This is a genomic window from Pelosinus sp. IPA-1 (genome assembly GCF_030269905.1).
Classification (GTDB): Bacteria; Bacillota; Negativicutes; order DSM-13327; family DSM-13327; genus Pelosinus.
In genome coordinates this window covers 104272-119503 of sequence record NZ_BSVC01000004.1, presented here as the reverse complement: position 1 = coordinate 119503, position 15232 = coordinate 104272, and the positions used below count along the sequence as shown (strand labels likewise).

At 36.8% G+C, this 15232-nt stretch carries 14 protein-coding genes; all 14 read right to left on the bottom strand.

Annotation, left to right across the window (positions count from 1 at the left end; genetic code table 11):
• Positions 1–28: 28 nt before the first annotated feature.
• On the bottom strand, positions 29–940 hold the full coding sequence (gene thrB, locus QSJ81_RS10280; protein ID WP_285717316.1) for a homoserine kinase: 912 nt from the start codon (positions 938–940) through the stop codon (positions 29–31).
• 28 nt (positions 941–968) lie between these two features.
• The gene (locus tag QSJ81_RS10275; protein ID WP_285717315.1) at positions 969–2264 is read right to left on the bottom strand and encodes a homoserine dehydrogenase; all 1296 of its coding nucleotides are present in this window, start codon (positions 2262–2264) and stop codon (positions 969–971) included.
• Positions 2265–2277: 13 nt separating this feature from the next.
• Complete coding sequence (locus QSJ81_RS10270) at positions 2278–2724, bottom strand: ACT domain-containing protein (protein ID WP_007934159.1); 447 nt, start codon at positions 2722–2724, stop codon at positions 2278–2280.
• Positions 2725–2976: 252 nt separating this feature from the next.
• Positions 2977–4455: a stage IV sporulation protein A gene (gene spoIVA, locus QSJ81_RS10265; RefSeq protein ID WP_285717314.1), complete on the bottom strand. Its 1479-nt coding sequence runs from the start codon at positions 4453–4455 to the stop codon at positions 2977–2979.
• Between the two features lie 234 nt (positions 4456–4689).
• Positions 4690–5304, bottom strand: coding sequence for a glycerol-3-phosphate 1-O-acyltransferase PlsY (plsY, locus tag QSJ81_RS10260; protein ID WP_285717313.1), 615 nt, complete (start codon positions 5302–5304; stop codon positions 4690–4692).
• Between the two features lie 21 nt (positions 5305–5325).
• On the bottom strand, positions 5326–6648 hold the full coding sequence (der, locus tag QSJ81_RS10255; protein ID WP_285717312.1) for a ribosome biogenesis GTPase Der: 1323 nt from the start codon (positions 6646–6648) through the stop codon (positions 5326–5328).
• A 40-nt stretch (positions 6649–6688) separates the two neighbouring features.
• A complete protein-coding gene (locus QSJ81_RS10250; protein ID WP_285717311.1) occupies positions 6689–7225 on the bottom strand; it encodes a cob(I)yrinic acid a,c-diamide adenosyltransferase in 537 nt (178 codons plus the stop codon).
• 4 nt (positions 7226–7229) lie between these two features.
• On the bottom strand, positions 7230–8537 hold the full coding sequence (locus QSJ81_RS10245; protein ID WP_285717310.1) for a DUF512 domain-containing protein: 1308 nt from the start codon (positions 8535–8537) through the stop codon (positions 7230–7232).
• Positions 8538–8754: 217 nt separating this feature from the next.
• A complete protein-coding gene (gene spoIIP, locus QSJ81_RS10240; protein ID WP_285717309.1) occupies positions 8755–9915 on the bottom strand; it encodes a stage II sporulation protein P in 1161 nt (386 codons plus the stop codon).
• Positions 9908–10666, bottom strand: a complete 759-nt coding sequence (locus tag QSJ81_RS10235; protein ID WP_285717308.1) for a DUF1614 domain-containing protein — start codon at positions 10664–10666, stop codon at positions 9908–9910. The genes spoIIP and QSJ81_RS10235 overlap by 8 nt, the downstream gene beginning before the upstream one ends.
• Before the next feature lie 74 nt (positions 10667–10740).
• The gene (gene fni, locus QSJ81_RS10230) at positions 10741–11805 is read right to left on the bottom strand and encodes a type 2 isopentenyl-diphosphate Delta-isomerase (protein WP_285717307.1); all 1065 of its coding nucleotides are present in this window, start codon (positions 11803–11805) and stop codon (positions 10741–10743) included.
• A gap of 12 nt (positions 11806–11817) precedes the next feature.
• Complete coding sequence (locus QSJ81_RS10225) at positions 11818–13788, bottom strand: bifunctional 4-hydroxy-3-methylbut-2-enyl diphosphate reductase/30S ribosomal protein S1 (protein WP_285717306.1); 1971 nt, start codon at positions 13786–13788, stop codon at positions 11818–11820.
• A gap of 169 nt (positions 13789–13957) precedes the next feature.
• The gene (locus QSJ81_RS10220; protein ID WP_285717305.1) at positions 13958–14548 is read right to left on the bottom strand and encodes a lysophospholipid acyltransferase family protein; all 591 of its coding nucleotides are present in this window, start codon (positions 14546–14548) and stop codon (positions 13958–13960) included.
• Positions 14541–15215: a (d)CMP kinase gene (cmk, locus tag QSJ81_RS10215; protein WP_285717304.1), complete on the bottom strand. Its 675-nt coding sequence runs from the start codon at positions 15213–15215 to the stop codon at positions 14541–14543. Before cmk ends, QSJ81_RS10220 begins: the two co-directional genes overlap by 8 nt.
• Positions 15216–15232: the final 17 nt, after the last annotated feature.

Below are 15232 nucleotides of genomic sequence, written 5' to 3'. Positions count from 1 at the left end.
TACCTTTTTTGAAACGTTCTGTCAAGAATCATTCTGTAATTACTTTTGCACCGTCAGGATCAATATTGAGTATCACATAGTTGGCATTTATCTTATTGTTAGCAAAAGCCTCTACCATGGCGATACCAATATCATCACAATTAACTTCAGAAAATGCGATTAGACATGGCCCAGCACCACTAATAGCAGCGCCATAGGCTCCCTTGGCGATAGCAGCATTAAATACTTGTTGCATGCCCGGTATGAGATGTTGCCTATAAGGTTGATGAATTCTATCTTCTAGTGCATGTCGTAAATGACGAAATTCGCCTTTACATAGGGCACCAATTAATAAAGCGACACGACTAATATTAAAAACAGCATCTTTAATATCTATGGACGTAGGTAAAACTTGACGTGCTTTGTGGGTAGACAAATTAAACTCAGGAATTGCTACTACCATATTAAGGCTTTTTTCAGGCATAAAGCGCAAATAGGAAGGTTGATTGTTTTGCATTACACTAATGGTAATACCACCGAATATTGCCGGTGCAACATTATCAGGATGACCTTCTATTTCAGTCGCCATATGAAAGATTTCCTCTTTAGTTAATATATTTCCAGTTGCCGTATTTGCGGCAAAAAGTCCAGCCACAATAGCAGCAGCGCTACTTCCTAATCCACGGGCTAAAGGAATATTATTATACAATTTAAGATAAATGCCTTCATAAGGTTTCCCAACTCGATCTAATACTGTTTGTACTGCCTGACAAATAATATTATCTTTACCACTAGGAATACTATCTTTTCCCTCACCTACTATTTCAATCCTTATCGTTCCTTTTTCACTTAAAGATAATTCTAATTCATTATAAACAGTACAGGCTATGCCTACTGCATCAAAACCAGGCCCACAATTGGCAGTTGTTCCTGGCACACGAACCTTTACAGTAACTTCCATATCCTATCTCCTATCGTATTATCAGACACTATGCAAAATCTTCTGCTTCTACTCGTATTACACTACTTACTTTATTAACTACTGACATGCCCATAATTGTGTTAATAGCCAGACGCAAATTCGCATCAGAAACTTGATACGTAATTAATACTAGTTCCGAAGAAGTATTTACTTTACGCTTTTGAATTACTGAATGTAAACTGACTTGCTGTGCACCAAAAGCACCCGCAATAGCAGCCAAAACACCGGGTTTATCTGCTACTAATAATCTAATATAATACGGAGATTCTGTATTTTGTACAGGGCAAAAACTTTTCTGTGTATAACAAGTACAAAGTATACGGCTATTTGCATTATGAATAATATTACGAGCCACATCAATAACATCGGCAACTACAGCACTAGCTGTAGGCATTCCTCCAGCCCCTCTACCATAAAACATAGTTTCGCCGACAGCATCACCTTTGATATAGATAGCATTAAAAACATCATGTACTGAAGCTAATGGATGCTTAGATGGAATGAAGGCTGGATGTACACGAACATCTATACCATGTTCATCATCTTTGGCGATAGCGAGTAATTTAATTACATATCCCAGTTCTTTTGCATAATTTATATCTTCCGTGGAGATAGTAGTTATACCCTCCACATAAACGTCGTCAATTGAAACTCTGCTACCAAAAGCAATAGAAGCTAATATAGCAATTTTGCGAGCAGCATCAAACCCACCTACATCAGCAGTTGGATCGGCTTCGGCATATCCTTTTGCTTGCGCTTCGGCCAATACACTATCAAAATCTAAACCTTCGTTTGTCATTTTAGTGAGCATAAAGTTAGTTGTGCCATTAATTATTCCCATAACTTCACTAATTCTATTTGCTGCCAAACATTGTTTAAGGGGACGAATTATCGGAATACCTCCAGCAACACTGGCTTCAAATAAGAAATCAACTTTACTTTTTTCAGCAACTTCGAATATTTCTTGCCCATATTTAGCGACAACATCTTTATTAGCAGTTACTACATGCTTGCCTGCTGCCAGAGCTTTTATAATATAATCCTTGGCTGGAATTATCCCACCCATCACTTCAACGATAATATCAATTTCTTTATCATTAATGATATCATCAATATCTGTAGTGAATTTTGCATCCACATCGATACTTCTAACTTTATCAAGCTGACGAACCATAATTTTTTTTATCTTTACAGGGACGCCAACTTTTTGTAGAATATCATTGGTATTGTCATTCAGTATTTTGACGACACTTGCCCCTACTGTACCCATACCAAGTAAGCCAATTGTAATCATATTATTCATGTTTTCCTCCTTATTAAGCTTGGCCTAACACTTCTAATCGCTTAACGCCCTCGACCATTCTAACTTTATCCAATAAAGCTTCTAAATCAATGACTAATTCAGCGGTTTCAATTGAAATGGTAGCATTGGCTACACCTTGGAGAGGTATTCCTTGGTTAATCGTCAATACACTACCACGTTCATTCGCTATAGTGTTTAACACTCTTGATAAAACACCTTGTTTGTGTTCAAGCAATAATGCTAATGTAACTATTTTCTCTTTGCTTGCTTCATAAAAAGGAAATACATAATCTTTATATTTATAATAAGCGCTGCGGCTTAATTCCATTTTTTCCACAGCTTCATTAATAGTACGTGCTTCACCACGTTTGAGCATATCTTTTACTTTGATTGTTTTCTTTATTGCTTCTGGTAATATTTCTTCCCGAACTAAAAAAAACACGGATTTTTGTCCAATCACTGTCTTACCCCCTCAAGTATTACGTATACGGATAATAATCTACTCTCAGTAGACAGTATAGCATTAATGTACTACAAAAAACAAGTATAATTCATAAAAAAAATGATCAATCTGTACAGATTGATCATTTTTTTATCAAATTTTAATACATATTTTTCTTTATTAGTTAAAAATAGTAAAACTGTTGCGTTATCACAAGACTAAGAATCAGATGAAATTTACCACTCATCTGATTCTTAGCCCTTCTAAAGTTTAAAAGATAATACAAATTAAACCGCCACTACCATCATTGACAACTTTTTGTAAAGTATCTCGTAATTTTACTTGCGTGTTTTCTGGCATGCCTGATAGTTTATTTTGGATACCTTCTCGCACTAAAGCATTAAGTGATTTGCCAAATAAATTTGTGCGCCATATTTTCTCTGGTTCCCCTTCAAATTCCCTCATAAGGTATTGAACTAATTCTTCGCTTTGTTTTTCACTGCCGATAATAGGTGATATTTCGGCCTGTACATCGGTTCTAATAATATGTAAAGAAGGAGCTGCTGCTTTTAGTCTTACGCCAAAGCGATTCCCAGTTCTAATAATCTCTGGTTCTTCCAAAACCATTTCATCCAATTGTGGTGAAACAATGCCATAACCAGTCAGTTTAACTTGCTCTAATGCACTAGCTATTTTATCATATTCACGCTTAGCGAATGATAGGTCTTGCATTAGGCGCAGTAAGTGATGTTCACCTGAAATCGTAAAACCTGTTAATTCTTCTAATACTTGATAAAATAAATCATTACGAGCAGTAATTTCTATTACCGCTATCCCATTTCCTAAATCCATGTCATGTAATATTACATCAGCAATAAAATCATAGCCTGATAAATCATCAATAGCCCTGTCAATATCTCTTAGTCTTCTTACATATTGGATAACCTCTTGAACTGCATCATCAAATTTTTCTCTAAGCCAATGCTCAGTCTCCAGTTCTTCAATCCATTTTGGCAGAGAAATATTAACTTCTTTAACTGGAAATTCATACAATACTTCTTGCAAGATAGCATATATATCATCCTGGCTTAGTTGAATACAATCAACAGGAACAACTGGTACGTCGTAGGTATTTTCGAGTTTGGCAACTAATTCACGTGTTTCCTTTGCCGTTGGGCGGCAAGTGTTTAATATGATTAAAAATGGTTTTTCCAGCTCTTTCAGTTCATTAATGACTCTTTCTTCAGCAGGCAAATATTTTTCTCTTGGTAAATCTGTCACACTGCCATCAGTAGTAATCACAAGACCAATTGTTGAATGTTCATCAATTACTTTTTTGGTGCCTACCTCTGCTGCCTCTTGGAAAGGAATCTCATGATCAAACCAAGGTGTAAGTACCATACGGGGGCCAGCTTCTTCTTCATAACCTAATGCACCATCAACAGTGTAGCCTACACAATCAACCATTCTAACTCTTACATTAATGTTGTCTTTAACATTAATTTCTACAGCTTCATTTGGAATAAACTTGGGTTCTGTAGTCATAATTGTTTTGCCGGCCGCACTTTGTGGTAATTCATCTTTAGCTCTTTCTTTTTCATAGGGATCAATCATATTAGGTAATACCATTGTTTCCATAAATCGTTTAATAAACGTTGATTTCCCTGTACGTACTGGACCTACAACACCAATGTAAATATCACCACCAGTACGTTCGGCAATATCTCGAAATAAATCGAATTTTTCCATTTACCTTTCCCTCCCCACAACTGCGCTTTATGAAAAATACTCGCGTATGTTCTACACTCGCATCCATCCCTCCCCTGAAGAAAAAATGATAATTAAACGATATTAAATAGTATTTTAAAAAGTAATGAAATACTGGCAATTTAATCATTATAAATATATGACATGCCAGCAATAATATTACAAAATAAGAAAAGACTTGGCACATGCCAAGTCTTTTTCTTTTCAACTCGATATTTATTTTTCTTTTGAATCAACTAATCTGTTCCCTACTTTTATTTTTAACTCAGTGCCCTTCAGTAATCTTCCAATGTTAGCTTTATGCCTACCAACAACAAAAAGGGCAGCAATAATACCAAAATAAAAAAATTCAATTTGTTCATCAGAAAACCACATTAAAATAGGTACCAGCACTGCTGAAACAATTGAAGCAAGAGATACATAACGAGTAATATAAACAATAATAGCCCATAGTAGGAAAATCACTATTGTAATTTTAGGTACTAAGACAGCGATGACACCTAAACCAGTAGCAACGCCACGTCCGCCTGTAAAATTCAATAATATTGACCAATTATGACCAACGATAGCCGCAATTCCGCCTGTTAATAAGGCTGTCGGCGTACCTATCAAAATGCTGCCTAAATAAACTGCAATAACCCCTTTTAATGCATCAGTAAGAAATACCCATAAAGCAGGCCATAATCCCAAGGTACGAAAGGCATTTGTTGCTCCAATATTTTTACTACCAAATTGACGTAAGTCTACATTATATAGTTTTTTCCCAATAAGTAGACCATTCGGAATAGAGCCGATCAAATACCCGAGTATAGCGATGAGTAAATAATCCATTATCACTATTTCTCCTATTTATTATTCTTCTTCTTTACGTCCACGAACGACTAGCTTTAAAGGGGTTCCTTCGAATCCAAAACTTTCTCTTAATCTATTTTCTAAAAAACGCAAGTAGGAAAAATGCATAATATCTGGTTCATTTACGAAGAAAACAAAAGTAGGTGGTTTAACATTCGGCTGCGTAGTAAAGTAAATTTTTAGGCGTCTACCATATTGTGAGGGTGGTGGATTAATAGATACTGCATCTTCTACAACTTGATTTAAGACGCTGGTAGCTACACGCATGGTATGTTGTTCTGCTACGAATTTTATTAATTCGGTTACCCGTGATACCCGTTGGTTAGTAAGGGCTGAGATAAAAAGAACTGGCGCATACTGCATAAAGGCTAATTCAGTACGAATCGTTTCTGTATATCGTAAAGAAGTTTTACCATCTTTCTCTAATAAGTCCCACTTATTTACAACGATAACAGAAGCTTTACCTGCATCGTGAGCATAACCTGCTATTTTTTTATCCTGTTCTGTAACCCCATCTACTGCATCAATAACGATCAAAACGACATCTGAACGGTCTACAGCCCGTAATGCTCGCATAACGCTATAGCGTTCAACGGGAAGCTCAACCTTAGCCTTGCGTCGCATTCCAGCAGTATCTATTAACACAAAGGATGTATCATCTTTCGTAAAGTGAGTGTCAATAGCATCACGAGTAGTGCCTGCTACATCACTTACAATAACCCGTTCTTCACCAACTAGTCGATTCACTAAAGAAGATTTGCCTACATTAGGGCGGCCAATCACCGCAACTCTAATTTTCTCATTATCTTCTTCTTGAATTTCTTCATTTGGTAAGCGCTTAACAATCTCATCGAGCAAATCACCAATATTTAAGGCGTTTGCCGCAGAAATTGCAATGGGGTCACCAAGACCTAAATTATAGAATTCATAAATTTCATTTGCCTTGTTCATATTGTCAACTTTATTAACGGCCAATATAACAGGTTTACGGGTATTACGTAAAATAATAGCGACCTCTTCGTCGGCAGAGGTTAAACCTACCTTACCATCTACAATGAATAAAATGGCATCTGCTTCGTCAATTGCTAATTTTGCCTGATATCTCATAGCAGTCAAGATTTTGTCACTAGATTCTATTTCGATACCACCTGTATCAATCATAGTAAATTCACGACCAAGCCACTCAGCATCTAAGTAAATACGATCTCGAGTAACGCCAGGGATATCCTCAACGATTGACACTCTTTTTTGTCCTATATAATTAAATAAAGTGGATTTACCAACATTAGGTCGCCCAACTATGGCTAGAATTGGTTTGCTCATATATTTATCTCCTATACTTATTATATTCTTATTCGAAAATTTAAAATTCAATTCCTTGACGCGCGTCTATTCCCTCGGAATAATTGTGTCGAATTTCTTTCATCTCGGTTACTAGATGGGCAACGGCAATAATTTCCGGTGGAGCGTATCTACCAGTTAATATTATCTCTGGACGTTTTTTTAATAAGTCACAATTTCTTGTTAAAAAATCGATAACTTTGTTCACATTGAGTAATTTACAAGCCATGGCTACATTAATTTCATCAAGAATAATAATATCAAACTCACTAGACATTAGGATTGACTTTGCTAATTCCCATCCATCCTGTGCTAATTTTTTATCAATATCTTCTGGATTTTCCAAATCTACGAAATCATTACGCCCAACTTGAATTAATTTAAATCCAGGTAAATAGTTACTGATTTTTACTTCGCCATAGTCTGTACTATTTTTCATAAATTGGATCATACATACTTTTAAACCGTGTCCACATGCTCTAAATGCTAAACCTAAGCTAGCAGTAGTTTTCCCCTTGCCATTGCCAGTATATACTTGAATCAATCCCAAATTAGTCATGAATTTACCTCCACGCTTGTAATAACTGTCTTAAATCCGTAGCACTATAAGCGGCGCGTACAGGTACTCCTAAATTTATTTCTAATTCATCACATGTCATATTATCCAAAAATATTGTTTCCCCTTTTTTTAGAGCTGATCCAGGTACTATAACCCCAGTTCTAACTCCTCCAACTTCATCTAAGGTACTACAAATATCTTGTCCAGTTAATAAGCCACTTACCGTTATATCCTTACCAAAGAAAACATTTTCTACGGACAGTACTCGAATCGTCAAATTGGGTACTTCTAGATTTTCTAACAAAGGCCCTAATACCTTTTTTGCAGATATGCCACAAACTATATCTAAATAATGCGGTTCAGTATATCCTTGCATTTTAAGTGGTTCTTCCTGCCATTCAGCAAGGAAATTCCGGACGAGACCGATTCCATTTTCAAGTTGAGGGAAATTATCATACATCTCATAGGCTGGGATTGGCAAATCAGCTGTAAGATAAAATTCATCCGATAAATATACAAAGGATGTACCACTTTTATCACGGCATTTTTTTTGCCATTGCGTTATTTTATCGACAACTGCATGGGCCCTCTCAGGGGTAAATCCCTGCAATGTGTAACATGTATCCCGATAACGACTTAAACCGACAGGGACAATTGCCATAGACAATACATTTGGATGCAATGCATATAAATCATTTATTGTTTTTTCTAGTTCGTCCCCATCGTTTATGTCTGGACATAATACGATCTGTGTATGCATTTCAACGCCACTGTCAATTAGTGTACGTAGTTGTGCCATGATGTTTCTTGCATTTTTATTATTTAACATTTTCTCACGAAGAGGACCATTTGTAGTATGCACTGATATGTATAAAGGTGACAAATGAAGCTGACGTATCCTCTTAATATCTTGTGGGCCAAGATTTGTTAATGTTACAAAGTTTCCGTACAAGAACGATAATCGATAATCATCGTCTTTGACATATAGACTTTCCCTCATACCTGGTGCCATCTGATCTACAAAACAAAAGATACATTTATTAGCACATCGGCGAACACCGTCAAAAACAGCGCTTTCAAATTCAATACCTAAATCTTCATCATACTCTTTCTCTATTTCAAGAATTTCCTGTTCACCGTTCTTTTTCTCAACTAAAATTTCTACACAGTCATCTGCTAAAGCAAAACTTAAATCAATGATATCACGAATGTTTTCTCCATCTACGGTAAGCAAACGATCTCCAGATTCTAATCCCACTTCTTCAGCAATACTATTTGGCATAACTTTTGCAATAATACCGCTATATACCACCAATCTCACCTCTTATGTATATTCCTTAAATTTTCTTTATTTCCTGCAAATAAAGAAAGAGTGATGAAAGAGCATCACTCTAAAATAGCACGTATTTATATTTTCTTCATTAAGAGTTATAAATATGCTTATTGTAAAACCCATTATATTCATATCATACTATATATTCTCATGAAACACTATTATATTATGAAAAAATATTTTACACACGTCAATACTAATCTTCGTCTTTTTTGCTATTTTCCTTGTCAAGCTCTTTTTTATCTTTTATTTTTGGTCCAAAAAAGTTCGCAAACTCAGTTGTTGTAAACTGTTTAAGCTTTCCCTTTGCTTCTTTCATACTACCTGTGCTTAAAAACAAGAAGGCGATTACACCAATAATCAAAGCTCCTACGATCCATCCCATTGATTTACTTGCACCAGAGGGACCTGCCTCGGCAGTACCTAGCCCGGCTTGTCCAGCAACATTATTTGGGGTTGCAGCTGTTTTTCCTAAGATTGTAGGTATTACATCAGCGAACAAGGCAACACCTCTTTCAGCTGATTGCCGATCATTTTTGTCTGAGCCGACTTCAAGCAGCATCGACCGTGGGTGCAAATCTTGATTATAATCGCCGCCCTTAGCAAAAAAGATACCCTTTATTAAACCAGGATGTTGCGTATCTGAATTAGCCTTAAGTTGTAAGGCATAATCTTCAATTTGTTTTCCCGTTGGTCCATACTTACCAACGACTAATTGTACTTTTGTTACATCTTGACCATCAATGTTGGCTTTATATACCTCTGGAGGTGCGGCATCCCGATGAATATCAAAAATAGCGTCGGGTTGCTTTTTTAAAAGTTCCATTACTGTACGGCGTGAACGTTCATAAGCCATATCATCATGTGGATCATGTTTTGCATCGGAGTGAAACACTTCCAATCCTTTGGACTGAAGGGCACTGGTAAAACTATCCCCCACCTTATAAATGCCACCAGCTCCGAGGATACTATCCTTGCCATCTGTAGGAGTATAAGACTCATCAGAATGAGTATGGTAAACAGCTACTTTACCACTTCCTTGAGCCCATGTAATGCTAGGTTTTAATAAACTTACGAGTGGATTGTCTTTTGATTGCCCATATTTACTTAAATTGACATCACCGATTAATTTGCTATGGGCTATATCACCTTCTATACTAATAACTTCATAGCGTTTATTTTTTTCAGTAAGGAACTCATCCCCCACTCGTACTCCCCAACCTGTTATATAGACTACGGTGCCACTCTCATCTACGATAGAAAAATACCCACCATCACTTCGCTCATGGGTATATCCTTGTATAGTCATACTACACAATAAAAGTAGTACTATAACTGCCCCCCGCAGTTTAGTCATTTTTCTCACCTCTATCTTTTTGCTTCGTGTCGTCAACTGGGTCAGTTTGATTGCTACTTGGTTTATTTTTTTGATTAGTATGGGAAAGTTCTTTACTGAATTCGTATAGTCCCTCTGGGCGGTACCTTCCAAGTTCTGGGCCACCTTGCATTTTTTCTCGTGTTTCGCCAACTAATTCCGCTACCATTACTGCTACAATTCCGGCAATTAACACTACATCAAAAGCACCTGCACCGCCAACATTTGTTGTTCCGGCAATCCCTAGTCTCATAAGGGTAACTAGATGCACAATATCACTTAATACAATGCCTAGAACTCCACCAACGAAAGCACTGCGTCTCGAACGTCCAGCCAAATAAGCAATTAGACCTGCTGAAATGCCGTATATGATTTTAGGATCTAAGAACATATTTTCTGGTTCATATGGTAAATAGCGAGAACCTAAGGATACAGCTGCGGCTACCAAAATAGCGGCTAAGATTGCCCGCACCCTTTCAGCTGTTTCATCTGCTTTAAAAATCAGCCAAATAGACAGTAATGCTGGTAACAAAGCTCCTCCTACATTTATGCTTACATCTACGGGTGTACGCATAAGAGGAATATCAATAAAACTTCCCGCAATTACAGCTAGAATAAAAAGTAAAGCCTGCTTATCTGTTAAACGCATTCTGTCCAGGATTCGATGAGCTACGCCAAAATAAACCAAAACCCCAACCACCAATAGCAGAATCATTCCTATTGGCATATTCATATTTTTCACCTCAATTGTATTTTATGGTTTATCTTGCCCTCTTCCGAGAAAAAAAATGCAAAAAAAGCATGGCCTTAGCCATGCTTTTTATAAGTAGCATAATTCATTATATCAATTCCTCTAGCTGTTAACCAATCCTTACTATGTCCAGTAATAACTATAGGTGTTTCTGCTAATGTTCTAATACTGCTAGCTCCTAAGAACAGCATGTAGCTTTGTATTTCATATAGAAAGTTTTGAAACCAATTTACTGCGTAATCAATATCTTTTTCACACAACATCCTAATTATAGGTGTTGCCATTCCTGTAGCAATACCTCCTAAAGCAAGAGATTTTACTACATCTAAAGCCGATCTTACCCCACCAGACACCATCATATCCATATGTGCCGGAAGAACTGATTTTGTTTCAACTGCACTTATTACTGTAGGGATTCCCCAAGATAAGATATCAGGATTGATCGTGGCTTGACTGCGAGCAGCTTCAATTGCTATAAAATTAGTCCCGCCAGTACCACCTACGTCAATTGCACGTATACCTGTACTGGCTAATAACATAGCCTGTTCTCTCGCAATGCCACACCCTACTTCTTTGACAATTACAGGAACCTTTACCTTATCAACGATTCTCGAAATATTAGATAAATATCCTGAAAAATCTCGATCGCCTTCTTTCATTACAATTTCCTGGGCTACATTTAAATGTATCTGTATTCCTTGGGCATCTATCATTTCTACTGCTAATTGAGCCTCCTCAGGAGTTGCATAAGCACCCAAATTCGCAAAAATTGTACCGTAAGGATTATTTTCACGCACAACTTTATAAGAATGTTTAACATCTGTATACTCTAAAGCAGCATATTGAGAACCAACAGCCATTGCCGTATTTGTCAAATGAGCAAATTTCGCAATTGATTTATTAATTGCGGCAACATCATCCGCTCCACCGGTAATTGCATTAATAATTAGGGGATGACGAAGTGGTATACCAGCAATAGAACTTGAAATATCAATTTGATTCCAAGCTAAATCAGGAAGACAATTATGTATCAAGGAAATATCTGCAAAGCCACTATCACCAGGGCCATCTGCTAAAGCTAAAGAATATTTTAAATGATCTAATTTACGTGACTGGCGCACCCTTTCATCTCCCTATTCTAGTTTTTTAAATAGGTGCCCAAGTTTATCTCCAATTGTTAAACCTGTACCTTCGTTCTTATCTAAATAAGATTGATATTCTACTCGATCTGCATCCTGCTGTGCTTTACTAATGCTTAGAGAAATACGTTTACTAGATTTGTCGATCTCCAATACTTTTACAGACACTTCCTGTCCAAGACTTACTATTTCCTCAACTTTATTTACTCTCTCATCCGACAATTCTGATAAGTGCACTAAGCCTTCAACACCTGGAACGATTTCTACGAAAGCTCCAAATTTTGATATGTTACTAACTTTTCCCTTTACGATGGCACCTATAGAAAATTGCTCTATTAAATCTAACCAAGGATCACGTCCTACCTGTTTTAAACTAAGAGAAATTCTTTTTGATTCACGATCGATTTTTAAGATGAGTACTTTGACTTGATCTCCTAAAGCTACAATTTCTTGAGGTTTATTGACACGATGCCATGATAAATCGGAAATATGTACTAGTCCATCGATTCCACCAATATCAACAAAAACACCAAAATCAACAATTCGTCGTACTGTACCTTCTATAATTTGACCAACAGCTAAGGTTGCAATCGTTTCTTCTTCTTTCAGACGGCGTTGTTCTTCTAATAAGATTTTACGAGATAATACAACACGTTTCTTTGCCTTATCGACTTCAATAGGAACAAGCGTTAATGTTTGATTTAAAAAGGCAGATAAGTCTTCGGTGAAACGAAGATCTACCTGAGAAGCTGGAATAAAACCGTTTATACCTAAAACGGATACTTTTAATCCTCCATTAACAACTTCTAGTACTTTGGCATCAAGTGTTGTTTTATTATGAAATGCTTGCTCTAAAATATCCCAACCAACAATTGCATCCGCTTTTACCTTCGATAATTTTATGACCCCATCAGCAGGATCTGCATCTAAGACAAAAACGTCAATAACTTGCCCATCACTGACTACTTCTGCAGCATTTTCCGGTAACGGATAGGCTAACTCGGCTAAGGAAATGCTTCCTTCTCCTTTGTAGCCGATATCTACAAAAATTTCATCTTTACGAATGCCTACAATTTTACCTTTTACAATACTACCTTGCTCAAGCTTCTTGATCCCTAAATCAAAAATTTCATTAAAATCTTGCATTTTTTTATAAACCTCCTCTATTAACCAATCTGGTGTAGATGCTCCAGCAGTAATACCAACTGTCTCCACCCCATAAAAATCCTGTATAGTAAGTTCGTCGGCCGTCTCGATGTGGTAGACTAGGCTTCCTTCATCACGACATAATTGGGCTAACCTTGATGTATTCGCACTATTCTTACCTCCAATGATTAACATCAAGTCAACCTTGCTGGCGATATCAAGTGCTGACTGTTGTCTAAGATCAGTAGCTGTGCAGATTGTCCGGCAGATTTTCAATTCTTCACATTTTTCTTGTAATATAGTAACAATCTTTTGAAATAATTCCCCTGCAAATGTAGTTTGTGCCACGACACCTATTTTAAGGGTATTAGGTACTTCCAGCGCTTCAACAACTGATTCTACCACTATAGCTTTATTATTTGACCACTCAACGATACTTTTCACTTCTGGATGATGCTTTTCACCAATTACTACCACAGTATATCCAGCCTGGAATAATTCATGAGCTGATTGCTGTGCTTTTTTGACATGGGGACAAGTAGCATCAATAATTTGTAAATTTTTTGACTCAGCTTTTGCGTATGCGTTTGGACCAATACCATGAGAACGAATAATAACTGTACTCTTATCCTTTACTAAGGATAAATCATTAATTACCTCAATTCCTTGATCTGATAAACGTTTAACCACTTGAGGATTATGAATGATAGGCCCCAACGTATGTATCTCACCTTCCATGCCGACACACTCTTGAGCCATTGCCACTGCACGTTTAACACCATAACAAAAGCCTAGGTGTTCGGCCGTGAATATTTTCATAGGGTGACCTCCTATTAATTGCAAATTACTTATTGATATTCCCTGTTAATAATATAATTCCTTTTTATTTAGCGACTGTAACATAAAAAGTGGATGTACTATTTCAAGCAGCAAACAAAAAGGTACCTTATGCAAATCATAAGTACCTTTTTGTTTCTAATGTAGTTGTTTATCTTTCTTCTAATAAATGAGAAATCTCTTGCATTATTCTATTACTAAGGTTTTCCATTGCTTCTTTATCAGACTTTCCCTGTTCAACATTGATCGGATTACCGAATTTAACTATAAAACGCGGTAATAGAAGTCCTTCTTTCCATACCTTATTAGTACCAATTATTGCGGCAGGCACTACTGGGGCTCCAGACTTTAAAGCAATCATAGCTAAGCCTGTTTCTGGTTTACCTAGTTTTCCTGTCTTGCTACGGGTACCTTCTGGAAAAAGGCCGAGTAGCTCACCATTATTTAGTAAATTAATCGCATGACGAATGGCAGTCCGATCAGCTGTAGCACGACGTACAGGGAATGCTTTTAGTTTTGTGAAAATCCATTTTAAAATTGGTTTTGCGAATAATTCCTCTTTGGCCATAAAATGAATAGGTCTAGGGAAAGCCGTTCCAACTACAGGGGGATCAAACAGACTCACATGATTAGCAGCTATAATTGCACCACCATGGGAGGGTATATTATCGGCTCCAATAATTTTACAACGAAAAATAATCTTAAAAAAATAATGTAAAAAGACCCTAACTACGTTATACAAGACTAGATCTCTCCTCGCAATTTTTTAAAATTGCTGTTACCGCTTCTTCTATAGAAAGTGTAGTTGTATCAATTAATATAGCATCAGAAGCCTGTATTAGTGGTGCAAATTCACGTTCGCTATCTGCTTTATCGCGGTCAGCTATTTCTTTCTCAAGTTCTTCACGATTAACAATAAATCCCTTCTCCGTTAACTCTCGCCATCGACGGTCAGCACGTTCTTTAATGGAAGCTGTTAAAAATACTTTTACATCCGCATTAGGTAAGACATGGGTGCCAATATCACGTCCATCCATAACAACTCCACCAGCGGTGGCCATATGACGTTGCAATTGGAGCATAGCATCACGTATAGCTCTAATTTGAGCAATTTCAGAGACCAGTCGAGAAATTGCTGGATTACGGATTTCCTCAGTAACATTAAAACCATCTACAAATACATTAGTTTTTCCATCGACATAATCTAATTGAATCTTAATATTTTTAGCGATATTTTCAATAGCTATTATATCATTATTTACATTGGTTTTCATTACTTTCCAGGTTATAGCCCGATACATTGCTCCAGTATCAATATAGTTATAACGAAGCCTATGAGCCAGTATTTGAGCAACCGTGCTCTTACCTGCTCCAGCAGGCCCATCTATCGCAATAATTAATTTTTTCATAACTTCCTCCATCTACA

Excerpts from the sequence above, each read along its gene's own strand:
- thrB (WP_285717316.1), bottom strand. The coding sequence starts at position 940 with ATGGAAGTTACTGTAAAGGTTCGTGTGCCAGGAACAACTGCCAATTGT.
- QSJ81_RS10275 (WP_285717315.1), bottom strand. The coding sequence starts at position 2,264 with ATGAATAATATGATTACAATTGGCTTACTTGGTATGGGTACAGTAGGG.
- spoIVA (WP_285717314.1), bottom strand. The coding sequence starts at position 4,455 with ATGGAAAAATTCGATTTATTTCGAGATATTGCCGAACGTACTGGTGGT.
- plsY (WP_285717313.1), bottom strand. The coding sequence starts at position 5,304 with ATGGATTATTTACTCATCGCTATACTCGGGTATTTGATCGGCTCTATT.
- der (WP_285717312.1), bottom strand. The coding sequence starts at position 6,648 with ATGAGCAAACCAATTCTAGCCATAGTTGGGCGACCTAATGTTGGTAAA.
- QSJ81_RS10250 (WP_285717311.1), bottom strand. The coding sequence starts at position 7,225 with ATGACTAATTTGGGATTGATTCAAGTATATACTGGCAATGGCAAGGGG.
- spoIIP (WP_285717309.1), bottom strand. The coding sequence starts at position 9,915 with ATGACTAAACTGCGGGGGGCAGTTATAGTACTACTTTTATTGTGTAGT.
- QSJ81_RS10235 (WP_285717308.1), bottom strand. The coding sequence starts at position 10,666 with ATGAATATGCCAATAGGAATGATTCTGCTATTGGTGGTTGGGGTTTTG.
- QSJ81_RS10225 (WP_285717306.1), bottom strand. The coding sequence starts at position 13,788 with ATGAAAATATTCACGGCCGAACACCTAGGCTTTTGTTATGGTGTTAAA.
- cmk (WP_285717304.1), bottom strand. The coding sequence starts at position 15,215 with ATGAAAAAATTAATTATTGCGATAGATGGGCCTGCTGGAGCAGGTAAG.